This window comes from Pseudomonas orientalis, assembly GCF_001439815.1.
Classification (GTDB): domain Bacteria; phylum Pseudomonadota; class Gammaproteobacteria; order Pseudomonadales; family Pseudomonadaceae; genus Aquipseudomonas; species Aquipseudomonas orientalis.
This window is the reverse complement of record NZ_JYLM01000005.1, coordinates 209026-221569: the sequence shown is the minus strand read 5'-3', so window position 1 is coordinate 221569 and position 12544 is coordinate 209026. Positions and strand designations below refer to the sequence as shown.

At 61.5% G+C, this 12544-nt stretch carries 12 protein-coding genes; 6 read left to right on the top strand and 6 right to left on the bottom strand.

Going from position 1 to position 12544, the window contains the following annotated elements:
- Nucleotides 1–89: 89 nt before the first annotated feature.
- From TU82_RS14675 to gap, 3 genes are all read right to left on the bottom strand, one after another.
- Nucleotides 90–1058 (bottom strand): FecR family protein, encoded by a 969-nt coding sequence (locus TU82_RS14675; protein ID WP_057723883.1) that lies wholly within the window; start codon nucleotides 1056–1058, stop codon nucleotides 90–92.
- Nucleotides 1059–1133: 75 nt separating this feature from the next.
- Nucleotides 1134–1652 carry an RNA polymerase sigma factor gene (locus TU82_RS14670; protein ID WP_057723882.1) on the bottom strand — a complete coding sequence of 173 codons (519 nt, stop codon included), beginning with the start codon at nucleotides 1650–1652 and terminating at the stop codon, nucleotides 1134–1136.
- Between the two features lie 199 nt (nucleotides 1653–1851).
- Nucleotides 1852–2853, bottom strand: a complete 1002-nt coding sequence (gap, locus tag TU82_RS14665) for a type I glyceraldehyde-3-phosphate dehydrogenase (RefSeq protein ID WP_057723881.1) — start codon at nucleotides 2851–2853, stop codon at nucleotides 1852–1854.
- A 221-nt stretch (nucleotides 2854–3074) separates the two neighbouring features.
- Here gap and edd point away from each other — a divergent pair, with 221 nt between their 5' ends.
- The 4 genes from edd to TU82_RS14645 all read left to right on the top strand — a co-directional run bounded on the left by edd (nucleotide 3075) and on the right by TU82_RS14645 (nucleotide 8168).
- Entirely contained in the window at nucleotides 3075–4901 is a 1827-nt protein-coding gene (gene edd / locus TU82_RS14660; RefSeq protein ID WP_057723880.1) for a phosphogluconate dehydratase, read from the top strand.
- The gene (locus TU82_RS14655; RefSeq protein WP_057723879.1) at nucleotides 4898–5854 is read left to right on the top strand and encodes a glucokinase; all 957 of its coding nucleotides are present in this window, start codon (nucleotides 4898–4900) and stop codon (nucleotides 5852–5854) included. The genes edd and TU82_RS14655 overlap by 4 nt, the downstream gene beginning before the upstream one ends.
- Nucleotides 5855–5974: 120 nt before the next feature.
- Nucleotides 5975–6709 carry a response regulator gene (locus tag TU82_RS14650; protein WP_057723878.1) on the top strand — a complete coding sequence of 245 codons (735 nt, stop codon included), beginning with the start codon at nucleotides 5975–5977 and terminating at the stop codon, nucleotides 6707–6709.
- Nucleotides 6699–8168, top strand: coding sequence for an ATP-binding protein (locus TU82_RS14645; protein ID WP_057723877.1), 1470 nt, complete (start codon nucleotides 6699–6701; stop codon nucleotides 8166–8168). Before TU82_RS14650 ends, TU82_RS14645 begins: the two co-directional genes overlap by 11 nt.
- A 123-nt stretch (nucleotides 8169–8291) precedes the next feature.
- On the opposite strand, the gene TU82_RS14640 is transcribed toward TU82_RS14645, so the two are convergent.
- Nucleotides 8292–9221, bottom strand: a complete 930-nt coding sequence (locus TU82_RS14640) for an AraC family transcriptional regulator (RefSeq protein WP_057723876.1) — start codon at nucleotides 9219–9221, stop codon at nucleotides 8292–8294.
- Between the two features lie 327 nt (nucleotides 9222–9548).
- Between TU82_RS14640 and TU82_RS14635 the strand changes: the two genes are divergently transcribed.
- On the top strand, nucleotides 9549–9890 hold the full coding sequence (locus TU82_RS14635) for an antibiotic biosynthesis monooxygenase family protein (protein WP_057723875.1): 342 nt from the start codon (nucleotides 9549–9551) through the stop codon (nucleotides 9888–9890).
- A gap of 41 nt (nucleotides 9891–9931) precedes the next feature.
- A complete protein-coding gene (locus TU82_RS14630) occupies nucleotides 9932–10165 on the top strand; it encodes a hypothetical protein (protein ID WP_057723874.1) in 234 nt (77 codons plus the stop codon).
- Between the two features lie 106 nt (nucleotides 10166–10271).
- Here TU82_RS14630 and TU82_RS14625 read toward each other — a convergent pair whose 3' ends face one another.
- Nucleotides 10272–10904, bottom strand: coding sequence for a flavin reductase family protein (locus TU82_RS14625; RefSeq protein WP_057723873.1), 633 nt, complete (start codon nucleotides 10902–10904; stop codon nucleotides 10272–10274).
- Between the two features lie 152 nt (nucleotides 10905–11056).
- Nucleotides 11057–12376, bottom strand: a complete 1320-nt coding sequence (locus tag TU82_RS14620) for an MFS transporter (RefSeq protein WP_057723872.1) — start codon at nucleotides 12374–12376, stop codon at nucleotides 11057–11059.
- Nucleotides 12377–12544: the final 168 nt, after the last annotated feature.

Genomic DNA, 12544 nt, shown 5'->3' with positions numbered 1-12544 from the left:
TAGTTGCGAACCGAAACCAAATGGGAATCAGTTGCATTGGCTATAACGAGACGTATCGCCGGTCAGTATCGAGTAAAAATAGTGCTCATTCAGTTCAAAATCACCAGCGCAGGGTATTCCGACAGCTTGGCCGAGGTGATGTGGGCCAGGGAACGCACTACGTCCAACGGCTGGTCGAGGCGATAGTTGCCGGTGACGGCGACGCTGGCGAGCTTGTCGTTGGTATTGACGATCCAGCCCGGATAATAGCGGCGCAGCTCCGCCAGCACTTCGCTCATCGGGCAGTTTTCGAACACCAGTCGGCCCTGGACCCAGGCCAGGTCCTTGCTGACGTCCAGCCTGGCGGGCTGACTGAAGCCCTTGGGGCCGACGCGAATGCTTTCGCCGGCGCTCAGGCGCACCCGGGCGTCGTCGAAGGTATTGCTCAGGTCGACATCACCGCGTTGCACTTGCACTTGGGCTTCGCCGTCGAGATAGCGCACGGCAAACGCTGTGTCGCGCACGCTGGCGCGCACCGGGCCGGCGTCGATTTCCAGCGGCAGGCCACGGGCGGGGGCGATGTCGAAAAACGCTTCGCCCTGGTAGAGGCGGGCGATGCGCTGGTGGTCCTTGATGCGGCTGGAAAACGCCGAATTGGTGTTCAGCAGTACGTTGGAGCCCTCGTCCAGTTGCAGACGCTGGCGCTCACCGACTACGGTGAGGTGGTCGGCCTGCAGGCGCACCGGCAGGTTGCTGAAGCTGAACAGACCGAGCAGCAGCACGGCGGCGGTGGCCAGGGGTTTCCAATGCGGTTTGATCCGGCGCCAGGCGCTCGGTCGGCGTGGCGCGGCCAACGCCACGGCGGCGCTGTGTACCGGCGTGCCACCCCAGGCGGACTGGGCCTTGCTGAACGCGTGTGCATGCGCCGGGTCCTGCGCCAGCCAGGCCTGGAAAGCGGCTTGCTGGCCGGGTTGCGGGCACTGCAAGGCGATCAGCCAATCGAGCGCTTGGTCCATGGCCGTGTCTTGCAGCACCTCATGAGCCAACTCATGGGGGCGCAGTTTATTCGGGTCCGTCACGGTGTTCCTCGGGTCTTCGCCACGTTCTATTCATTATTTCCTACAGCCTGGATCGATACTTCTGTCGGATGGAGCTTAAGGCTGATCCAACCGTTCGGCCACACCTACACAGATGGCCATGATCAATTTCAGTTCCTTTTGCACGGTGCTCAAGGACACGTGCAACTGATCGGCAATCTCCTGGTAGCTGCAACCGTGCAGGCGGCTGAGGATGAAGATCCGTTGCTGGCGGGCACTCAACTGGCCGAGGCTGACGCTCAGGTGCTCAAGCAATTGCTCGGCCTGGGTGGCGTCTTCGGGCGTGCTGATGGGGGCGGCGACGCTTTGCAGGATATCCAGCGGGACATCTTCCTGCAGGGTGCGGGCCTGGATCCTGCGCGAACGCAAATGGTCCAGCGCCAGGTTGCGCGCGGTCTGGTAGACGAAGGGTTCAAGGTGGTCGATCGGCCGCTCACTCAGGGCCCGAGTCACGCGCAGGTAGGTTTCCTGCAACAGGTCCTCGGCGGTGCTGTGGTTATGCACCATGCGTTGCAGCGTGCGCAGCAGGGTCACCCGTTGGGCGAGAAAGACGTGGTTGAAGCGAGATTGGCTCACAGTGATACCAGACTGACATGCAGTTAATGATAATGCTTATCATCAACTGAAATGGCAAGTGGCGATTTCTGCGGCCCTGCGCAAAGCAAATGTGGGAGGGGGCTTGCCCCCGATGGCGGTGTATCAGCCAGCTTACCTGTAGCTGACCCACCGCTATCGGGGGCAAGCCCCCTCCCACATAAGCCATATCCCAGAGGGGTTATTCGGCGTTACACAGCGCCAGGCAGTTATCCAGCATCCGGTTGGAGAAGCCCCACTCGTTGTCATACCACGCCAGTACCTTGAGCAGCTTGCCGCTGACCTTGGTGTGGTTGGCATCGAAGATCGACGACAGCGGGTTATGGTTGAAGTCACTGGAAACCAGCGGCAGGGTGTTGTAACCGAGGATCTTGGAGTGCTGGCTGGCCTGCTTCAACAGCGCGTTGACTTCATCGGCCGTGGCTTCTTTTTTCAGCTGTACGGTGAGGTCCACCAGCGACACGTTGATCACCGGCACGCGCACGGCCATGCCGGTCAGCTTGCCCGCCAGTTCCGGCAATACCAGGCCCACGGCTTCGGCGGCGCCGGTCTTGCTCGGGATCATGTTCTGGGTGGCCGAACGCGCGCGGTACGGGTCGGTGTGGTAGACGTCGGTGAGGTTCTGGTCGTTGGTGTAGGCGTGAATCGTGGTCATCAGGCCGCTTTCGATGCCCAGCTCGCGGTGCAGCACCTGAGCGACCGGCGCCAGGCAGTTGGTGGTGCACGACGCGTTGGAGATGATCTGGTGCGATTGACGCAGAATGTCATGGTTCACGCCGTAGACCACGGTCGCGTCCGCGCCCTTGGCCGGGGCGGAGATGATTACCTTGCGCGCGCCGGCGCTGATATGGGCGGCAGCCTTGTCACGGTCGGTGAACAGGCCGGTGCATTCGAACACCACGTCGATCTTGTGCGCGGCCCATGGCAGGTCGGCCGGGTTGCGAATGGCACTCACGGCAATCCGGTCACCGTTGACGGTCAGGCCTTCCTGATCGTGGGTGACCTCTGCGTCGAAAGTGCCATGCACGGTGTCGTATTTGAGCAGGTGGGCATTGATCGAACTGTCGCCCAGGTCGTTGATGGCGACGATCTGCAAATCCTGGCGGTAGCCTTGGGTATACAGTGCGCGCAGGACATTACGGCCGATACGGCCAAAACCATTGATTGCGATACGTAGAGTCATTGGAAGGTGCCTGTCGTCGATTTGTTGTAAGAATTACAAGATTATTCGCATAAAAATAGAAAACAAGCCTTTTTAGTGGCAATATTTTGTTCAATCTACAACGAGTGACCTGAATCAACTGGTCCGATGATCCAAACGACCCCCTGCCATCCCATGAGCCGTGGGCGTTTGATCAGCATAGACTCTCAGGTCGCCACATCCGTTAGCCTGGAGTTCTATACATGCATCCCCGCGTTCTTGAGGTCACCGAACGGCTTATCGCCCGCAGCCGCGCCACCCGCGAGGCCTACCTTGCGCTCATTCGCGGCGCCGCCAGCGACGGTCCGATGCGCGGCAAGCTGCAATGCGCCAACTTCGCCCATGGCGTGGCCGGTTGCGGCACCGAAGACAAAAACAGCCTGCGCATGATGAATGCCGCCAACGTGGCCATTGTTTCTTCCTATAACGACATGCTCTCGGCGCATCAGCCGTACGAACATTTCCCTGAACAAATCAAGAAAGCCCTGCGCGAAGTCGGCTCGGTCGGCCAGTTCGCCGGCGGCACGCCCGCCATGTGCGACGGCGTCACCCAGGGCGAGCCGGGCATGGAGTTGAGCCTGCTCAGCCGTGAAGTCATCGCCATGTCCACGGCGGTGGCGCTGTCCCATAACATGTTCGACGCCGCGCTGATGCTGGGCATCTGCGACAAGATCGTTCCCGGCCTGATGATGGGCGCGCTGCGCTACGGTCACCTGCCGATGATCTTCGTGCCCGGCGGGCCGATGCCGTCGGGCATCTCCAACAAGCAGAAGGCCGATGTGCGCCAGCGCTACGCCGAAGGCAAGGCCAGCCGCGAAGAGCTGCTGGAATCGGAGATGAAGTCCTACCACAGCCCAGGTACCTGCACCTTCTACGGCACCGCCAACACCAACCAGCTGTTGATGGAAGTCATGGGCCTGCACTTGCCGGGCGCTTCGTTCGTCAACCCCTACACGCCGCTGCGTGATGCATTGACCCGCGAGGCCGCGCATCAGGTCACGCGCTTGACCAAGGCCAATGGCAACTTCACGCCCATCGGCGAAATCGTCGACGAAAAGTCCATCGTCAACTCCATCGTCGCGCTCAACGCCACGGGTGGGTCCACCAACCACACCCTGCACATGCCGGCCATCGCCATGTCGGCGGGCATCATCCTGACCTGGCAGGACATGGCCGACCTCTCCGAGGTGGTACCGACCCTGTCCCACGTGTACCCAAACGGCAAGGCCGACATCAACCACTTCCAGGCGGCGGGCGGCATGTCGTTCCTGATCCGCGAACTGCTCGAAGCCGGCCTGCTCCACGAAGACGTCAACACCGTGGCGGGCAAGGGCCTGAGCCGTTACACCCAGGAGCCGTTCCTGGTAGACGGCGAACTGATCTGGCGCGACGGCCCCATCGAAAGCCTCGACGAAACCATCCTGCGTCCCGTGGCCCGTGCGTTTTCGCCGGAAGGCGGCCTGCGTGTGATGGAGGGCAACCTTGGCCGTGGTGTGATGAAAGTGTCTGCAGTGGCACCGGAGCATCAAGTGGTCGAAGCACCGGCAGTGGTGTTCCAGGATCAGCAGGACCTGGCCGATGCCTTCAAGGCGGGCCAGTTGGAAAAAGACTTCGTTGCGGTCATGCGCTTCCAGGGCCCGCGCTCCAACGGCATGCCCGAATTGCACAAGATGACCCCGTTCCTCGGCGTGTTGCAGGACCGTGGCTTCAAAGTTGCCCTGGTAACAGACGGGCGTATGTCCGGCGCCTCGGGTAAGATTCCCGCCGCGATCCACGTCAACCCCGAAGCCCAGAGCGGCGGGCCGCTGGCGCGGGTCCAGGATGGCGATATCATTCGCGTCGATGGCGTCACCGGCACCCTGGAGCTCAAGGTGGACGCCGACGTATTTGCGGCGCGCACGCCTGCCACGGGCTTGCTTGGCAATAACGTGGGCGCCGGTCGCGAGTTGTTTGCATTCATGCGCTTGGCCGCAAGCTCCGCAGAGCAGGGCGCCAGCGCCTTTACCTCTGCCTTGGAGACGCTTAAGTGAAGTTAGCGCTGGTCGGTGATATCGGGGGTACCAACGCCCGTTTTGCGTTGTGGCGGGATTCGGCACTGCATTCGATTCGTGTGCACGCCACGGCGGGCTATGCCAGCCCTGAAGACGCGATCAGGTTCTATCTGGCGGAAGAAGGCCTGAACATCGGCGATATCGGCGCGGTTTGCCTCTCGGTGGCAGGGCCGGTGAGCGGCGACGAATTCAAGTTCACCAATAATCACTGGCGCCTGAGCAAGACGGCGTTTTGCCAGGCGCTGCAGGTGGACGAACTGCTGCTGGTCAATGATTTCTCGGCCATGGCCTTGGGCATGACCCGCCTGCAGCCCGACGATTTTCGCGTGGTGTGCGAAGGCACTCCGGAGCCGTTGCGCCCCGCGGTGGTGATCGGCCCGGGCACCGGCCTGGGCGTCGGTACCCTGCTGGACCTCGGCGCAGGGCGTTTTGCGGCATTGCCGGGGGAGGGCGGCCATGTTGACCTGCCCCTGAGCAGCCCGCGCGAAACCCAGTTGTGGCAGCACATCCATAATGAAATCGGTCATGTCAGCGCCGAAACCGCCCTGAGCGGTGGCGGTTTGCCGCGCCTGTACCGTGCGATCTGTGCGGTGGACGGGCACACGCCGGTGCTGGATACGCCCGAGGCCATCACGGCGGCGGGCCTGGCGGGCGATCCGGTGGCAATGGAAGTACTGGACCAGTTCAGCATCTGGCTGGGCCGGGTGGCGGGCAACAACGTGCTGACCACCGGCGGGCGTGGTGGCGTGTATATCGTGGGCGGGGTGATACCGAGGTTTGCCGACTTCTTTATCAACAGCGGTTTTGCCAAAAGCTTTGCGGATAAAGGCTGCATGAGCGACTACTTCAAGGGCATCCCGGTGTGGCTGGTGACCGCGCCGTATTCCGGGTTGACTGGGGCGGGTGTGGCGCTTGAGCAGGCATTTGCTTAGGCTGTGAGGGCCCATCGAGGGCAAGCCCTCTCCCACATTGGAATGCATTTCAAATTGTGGGAGGGGGCTTGCCCCCGATGAGGCCCTCAAGAACACCCCACAACAACAGGGAGGCCCCCCGTGAGCGCAATCAGTAAATCGATTCTCCTCGTCGACGACGACCAGGAAATCCGTGAATTGCTGCAGACCTACCTCAGTCGCGCCGGCTTCCAGGTCCGTGGCGTGGCCGATGGCGCGGGGTTCCGCCAGGCGATGAACGAGGCGCCGTGCGACCTGGTCATCCTGGATGTGATGTTGCCGGATGAAGACGGGTTCAGCCTCTGCCGCTGGGTTCGCCAGCACCCGCGCCAGGCGCAGGTGCCGATCATCATGCTCACCGCCAGTTCCGACGAAGCCGACCGCGTGATCGGCCTGGAGCTGGGCGCCGATGACTATATCGGCAAGCCGTTCAGCCCCCGCGAGTTGCAGGCGCGGATCAAGGCGCTGCTGCGTCGCTGCCAGTTCGGCCAGGAGCGCAGCAGTGGCGGCGAGGTGCTGGTGTTCGATGAATGGCGCCTGGATATGGTCAGCCATCGCCTGTTTCACGTGGATGGCGAAGAGGTGATCCTCTCCGGTGCCGACTTTGCCTTGCTCAAGCTGTTTCTCGACCACCCGCAACAGATCCTCGACCGCGACACCATCGGCAACGCCACCCGTGGCCGCGACCTGATGCCGTTGGACCGTATCGTCGACATGGCCGTCAGCCGCCTGCGCCAACGCCTGCGCGATACCGAGAAACCTGCACGACTGATCCGCACCGTACGCGGCAGCGGCTATCAACTGGCAGCCAGCGTGGTTGCCGGCAATGCCCACTGACCACCTGAGCGAACGCCGCCGCCGTTTTCCCGTGCCCCGCTCGCTGCTGGGGCGCATGTTGCTGCTGACCTTGCTCGCCGTGTTGTTCGCCCAGGCGCTGTCCAGCGTGATCTGGGTCTCGCAGCTGCGCGCCACGCAATTGGAAGGCCTGGTCACCAGCGCCCGGAGCCTGGCGCATTCGATGACCGCCAGCGTGAGTTACTTCCGATCATTGCCGGTGGCCTATCGCCCGCTGGTGCTGGACCAGTTGCGCAGCATGGGCGGCACGCGTTTTGTGGTGACCCTCAATGATCGCCCGCTGGACATGCAGGTATTGCCCGAAACCCCGCGCAAGCAGGCGGTGCTGGTGGCCGTGGACGACGTATTGCGCCAGACCCTCGGCGCCGATGTGCTTATCTCGGTGGAGTTCGTCGGCGCCGAGGACCTGCGCATCTTCAATGCCGGGCTCAAGCTCGACGAACTGCCGCGCTCCTGGGCCCACTACGCGTTGACCCTGGAGCCGGTCAACCCGCCGGTACTGGTCACCCAGATACAACTGGCGCCGGGTGAATGGCTGTACATTGCCTCGCTGTTGCCCGAACCCTACACCAGCCTTGAAGAGCAGGGCCTGCCGGCCCAGCAGGTGTGGTTTATCGTGTTGACCAGCGGTTTCCTGCTGCTGTTTATCGGCCTGCTGGTGCATTGGCAAAGCCGACCGCTCAAGCGCCTGGCACGTGCGGCGCGGGACATGTCCCTGGGGGCGGACGTGGAGCCGGTGGCCGAAGGCGGCGGCAGTGAAGTGGTGGAAGTGGGGCGTGCGTTCAACGCCATGCGTGAGCGCATCAGCCGTTACCTGACCGAGCGCAGCCAGTTATTCAGCGCGATCTCCCACGACTTGCGCACCCCCATCACGCGCCTGCGCCTGCGCGTGGAATTGCTCGAGGATGAAAACCTGCAAACCAAATTCGGGCGTGACCTGGATGAGCTGGAATTGCTGGTCAAGGGCGCGCTGCAATGCGTGAAAGACACCGATATCCACGAGAACATCCAGCCGGTGGACCTCAACCACGTACTTGAATGCCTGGTGGAGCCCTACCTCGCGCCCAACGGCAACGGGCGCGTGACCCAGCACGGGCAGGCCCTGACCACTTACCCGGGCAAGCCGCTGGCGCTCAAGCGCTGCATCGGCAACCTGATCGACAATGCGTTGAAATACGGACAGAACGCGCATTTGCACATCGAGGACGATGGCGCCGAGTTCATCCTGCACGTGGACGACGAAGGCCCCGGCGTGCCGGAACAGCGTCTGGAGCAGGTGTTCGAACCGCACTTTCGCCTGGCCGGGCAGCAGCAAGGGTACGGCCTTGGCTTGGGCATCGCCCGTAACATTGCCCACAGCCATGGCGGTGAAGTGAGTTTGCAGAATTTGCGCGAGGGTGGATTGCGGGTGACCTTGCAACTGCCCCGCGGCCTTGACTGAACATACGCAGGACCAAATGTGGGAGGGGGCTTGCCCCCGATTGCGGTGGGTCAGCTACACATTGGCTGACTGACACTCTGCTATCGGGGGCAAGCCCCCTCCCACATTTTGATCTTCATCAGGTCAGATGCTTTGGCGCAGCCTGGCCAGGTCTCTAAGTGGCGGCGCGCCAAACAACCGGCTGTACTCCCGGCTGAACTGCGACGGGCTTTCATATCCCACCCGATACCCCGCCGCCGAGGCCTCCAGCCCTTCGGCAATCATCAAGCGCCGAGCTTCCTGCAAGCGCAGTTGTTTCTGGTATTGCAGCGGACTCATGGCGGTAATCGCCTTGAAGCGGTGGTGGAGGGTCGAGACGCTCAGGTTCACTTCCCGCGCCAGATCGTCGATGCGCAGCGGCTGTTCGTAGTTGCGGTTCAGCCATGTGATCGCCTGGCTCACCCGATGGCTCTGGCTGTTGGCGACGGCAATTTCATACAGGCGATAGCCTTGGGGGCCACGCAACAAGCGGTAGAGAATTTCGCGGTTGATCAGCGGTGCGAGCATCGCGATATCTTTGGGCGTGTCCAGCAGGCGGGTCAGGCGCAGCACGGCGTCGAGCAGTTGATTGTCGATGCGATCGACGTACATGCCACGGGACGTAGGCCGCGATGGCACGCCCATCGGGCCGGCTTCGGCAATCAGTGCGGTGAGCTGGGCCGGGTCGATATTGATGCGCACCGACAGGTTGGGGTCTTGCGGGGTGGCGTCGATAATCCGCCCGGCCACTGGCATGGCGACTGAGAACACTAAATAGTTGAGCGGGTCATAGGCGAAGATTTCGTCGGCCAGGCGCACTTCCTTGCTGCCGCTGGCGAGGATGCACAGTGCCGGCTCCACCAGCACCGGCATGAAGTCGCGCGGCGTGTTGTGGCGGTTCAGGTAGAGCGAGGTGATCGCCGTGCCGTAGGAACCGTCTTCCCAGGTATGGCGGTGCACAATGCTGGCCAGTTCGGCACGCTGCTTTTCCATCTCGGCATCGAGGGGAATGGGCTTGAGGTCGGGCGACGGCATGAGGCGTCCTCTACACGCGGGTTTGATGGGGCTCAGCTTAGCGGTGGGTTTTTAAAAGTGTTACGTCGATTCTGCACAATCCTTGCCTGATCCTGCGGCCTGTCGTGAATCAGGCAAGCAAAGCGGCTGTCATCTCCCTGAAACAAGCCGTTACGGCGTGGAATAAAACGCCAGCCCAAACGTCCTGCCTACGCTTTTCGCAGGATTGTGCAATAAGCCGGCAGGAATCGACTAACCGCGCCGACACCGGCGCCGCTATCTTTGATCCTGTGGCAACACGCCCTCACAGTGCTTGCCGAGCATCACTTCTCAACGGGAGAGTCGAACATGTCCACCCCCATTCCCGCGAGCCATATGGCCTTTATCCGTGCCCGTACCGGGTGCAGCACCGAACTCGGTGCACGCTTGAGCAGTTTGATCGAACCGGGCCGACAGGCTCAGGGCTGCCTGCAATTCTCGTTGCAGCATTCCCAGAGCGATCCCGATGTATGGCTGATTACAGGTTTCTGGAGCAGCGAGCAGGCGATGAGCGCCTACTTCAATTCCCCGGCCCTGATGATCTTCACCGAGTTGTTGAACGACATGGTGGTGCGCAGCATGGACTTCCAGACGTTCACCGATGCATCCGCCGTCCAGGCCTACGGCGAGTACCTGCAACTGGCCGGTTAGGGTTTAGAATGGCCGCCTTTCCATTGGCCAGGACCTGCAACATGGCACGTAAACAATTTGCCCACCACGAAGCCGTTTCCGCCGTCGTACCGGGGGAGAGTGGCTACAGCGCCGCCGTTGCCGTGAAGGCACTCGATGGCATGGGCGCTCCGAGGTTCCATAAGATCCTGGAAGGTCAGACCTTCAAGACCGCATCCGATGCCGATGATGCGGCGGCGGCGCGGTTTGAACATCTGATTGATGTGGACGCGGAAGGCCAGCTGATTTGGGACTGAATGTGGGAGGGGGCTTGCCCCCGATAGCGGTTTGTCAGCCAGCAAATTTGCAACTGATACAGAGTCATCGGGGGCAAGCCCCCTCCCACATTTGATTGCATTTCAGTCAGGGTTTTGTGGCGCCTGGTCGGTACATCTTGAATAGCGCTTCAGGGCCTAACTGGAAGTAGTCCGCCGGGCCGCCACCGCGCAGAATCGGCTCGGCGGCGGCCGTGTCGTAGATGCCATCCTTGAGCAACCACTTGGCAATATGCACCGCGACCACTTCGCCCAGCACCAGCCAGCTCGGCACCAGCTCCTTGTCGGCGCGTTGCAGCTGAATGATCTGCGTCACCTTGCATTCGAACGACACCGGGCTCTCGCCCACTCGCGGGACGCCGACGATTTTCGACGCCACCGGCGTCAGCCCGGCCAACTCGAATTCATTCACATCAGGCGAAACGGCCGCGCAACTCTGGTTCATCTGCTCGGCCAGCGGGCGAGTTGCCAGGTTCCACACGAATTCGCCGGTCTGCTCGATATTGTTCAAGCTGTCTTTGCGCCCGACGCTGGAAAACCCAATGATCGGCGGAATGTAGTTGAACGCGTTGAAGAAGCTGTAGGGCGCCAGGTTCAGGCGACCTTCGCGGTCGTGTGACGAGATCCAGCCAATCGGGCGCGGGCCGACGATGGCATTGAACGGGTCGTGTGGCAGGCCGTGGCCGTTGGCGGGTTCGTAGAAGTGGATATCGTCGGACATGGGCCGGTCCTGCTCTCGGTTTCGGGGCAAACATCATACCCAATGTGGGAGGGGGCTTGCCCCCGATAGCAGGGTGTCAGTCAGTAATATATTGACTGACCCACCGCTATCGGGAGCAAGCCCCCTCCCACAGGTTTTATTTCATCATCCAATTAGTCGGTGGTGATTCGAGAATGCTTGCGGGTGTCCTTCATGGTCACATACACCAGCAACGACACCGCGATACACGCCGTCACATACCAGTAGTAACCGGTCTCCATGCCGATGCTCTTGAACCACAGGGCGATGTATTCAGCGGTACCGCCGAAGATCGACACGGTCAGGGCATACGGCAGGCCAACGCCCAGGGCGCGGATTTCGGTCGGGAACAGCTCGGCCTTGACCACCGCATTGATCGAGGTATAGCCGCTGACGATGATCAGCGCCGCCATGATCAGGAAGAACGCGCCCCACCAGGTCTGGATGGTGTGCAGGGTGGTGAGGATGGGTACGGTAAACAGGGTGCCGAGGACGCCGAAGGCGATCAGGATCGGGCGCCGGCCAATCTTGTCCGACAGCCCGCCCACCAGGGGTTGCAGGCACATGAACAGAAACAGCGTCGCCGCCGAGATGGTGGTCGAGTCGGAGATGCTCATGCCGACGGTGTTCACCAGGTATTTCTGCATGTAGGTGGTGTAGGTGTAGAACGCCAGGGTGCCGCCCATGGTCAGGCCGACCACGGTGAGCAGCTCCTTGGGGTGGCGCATCAAGGTGCGCATCGCGCTTTCCTTGGCTTTTTCCTTTTTGGTAAACGACTCGGTCTCTTCCATGCCGCGGCGCAGGTACAGCGCAACCACTGCACACAGGGCGCCGATAGCGAACGGGATACGCCAGCCCCAGGCATACAGCTGTTCGGTGGTCAGGGTTTGCTGCAGCACGATCAGCACGCCCAGCGCGATGAGCTGGCCGGAGATCAGGGTGACGTACTGGAAGCTGGAATAGAAACCACGACGTTCCTTGGTTGCCATCTCGCTGAGGTACGTGGCGGAGGTGCCGTATTCCCCACCCACCGACAGCCCCTGCAGCAAGCGCGCAAATACCAGCAGGATGGGCGCACCGATACCGATGAGCTCATAACTTGGGCTCAGGGCAATCAGTAGTGAGCCGAAGCACATCAGGTAGACCGAGGCCATCAAGGCTTTTTTACGCCCGACTTTGTCGGCGTACAGGCCCATCAGCCAACCGCCGATAGGACGCATCAGAAAGCCCACGGCGAAGATCGCGGCGGTGTTGAGCAATTGGGCGGTGGTGTCGCCTTTGGGGAAGAAGGTCTTGGCGAAGTACAGCGAGAAGGCGGCATAGACGTACCAGTCATACCACTCGACCATGTTGCCGACGGAGCCGCTGAAGATCGATTTGATCCGGCTGGAGGTCGTGCGTTCTTTCGCCGGCGCAGCCGCCGACCCCAGAGGCAAGGTATTGGAGTTATCCATTGAAGGATCCTTCATCTAGTTGTTTTTATGGAGCGTGCTTGAGCACTGCCTGGCGTGGGCTGTAGCAGAAGCTGTGCCAGGTGGATGAAGGCCCGGGATAGAAGGGTTTCAGGTTTTTTTTGAGCGGAAAGTTGCTGATGATTTTCAAGTGATGAGCGGAAATCCGCT

What these genes read in the sequence shown, in the direction of transcription:
- TU82_RS14630 (WP_057723874.1), top strand. Translation starts at nt 9,932, where the DNA reads ATGGCACGTAAACAATTTGCCCACCACGAAGCCGTTTCCGCCGTCGTA.
- TU82_RS14640 (WP_057723876.1), bottom strand. Translation starts at nt 9,221, where the DNA reads ATGCCGTCGCCCGACCTCAAGCCCATTCCCCTCGATGCCGAGATGGAA.
- TU82_RS14625 (WP_057723873.1), bottom strand. Translation starts at nt 10,904, where the DNA reads ATGTCCGACGATATCCACTTCTACGAACCCGCCAACGGCCACGGCCTG.
- TU82_RS14620 (WP_057723872.1), bottom strand. Translation starts at nt 12,376, where the DNA reads ATGGATAACTCCAATACCTTGCCTCTGGGGTCGGCGGCTGCGCCGGCG.
- TU82_RS14635 (WP_057723875.1), top strand. Translation starts at nt 9,549, where the DNA reads ATGTCCACCCCCATTCCCGCGAGCCATATGGCCTTTATCCGTGCCCGT.
- TU82_RS14645 (WP_057723877.1), top strand. Translation starts at nt 6,699, where the DNA reads ATGCCCACTGACCACCTGAGCGAACGCCGCCGCCGTTTTCCCGTGCCC.
- edd (WP_057723880.1), top strand. Translation starts at nt 3,075, where the DNA reads ATGCATCCCCGCGTTCTTGAGGTCACCGAACGGCTTATCGCCCGCAGC.
- gap (WP_057723881.1), bottom strand. Translation starts at nt 2,853, where the DNA reads ATGACTCTACGTATCGCAATCAATGGTTTTGGCCGTATCGGCCGTAAT.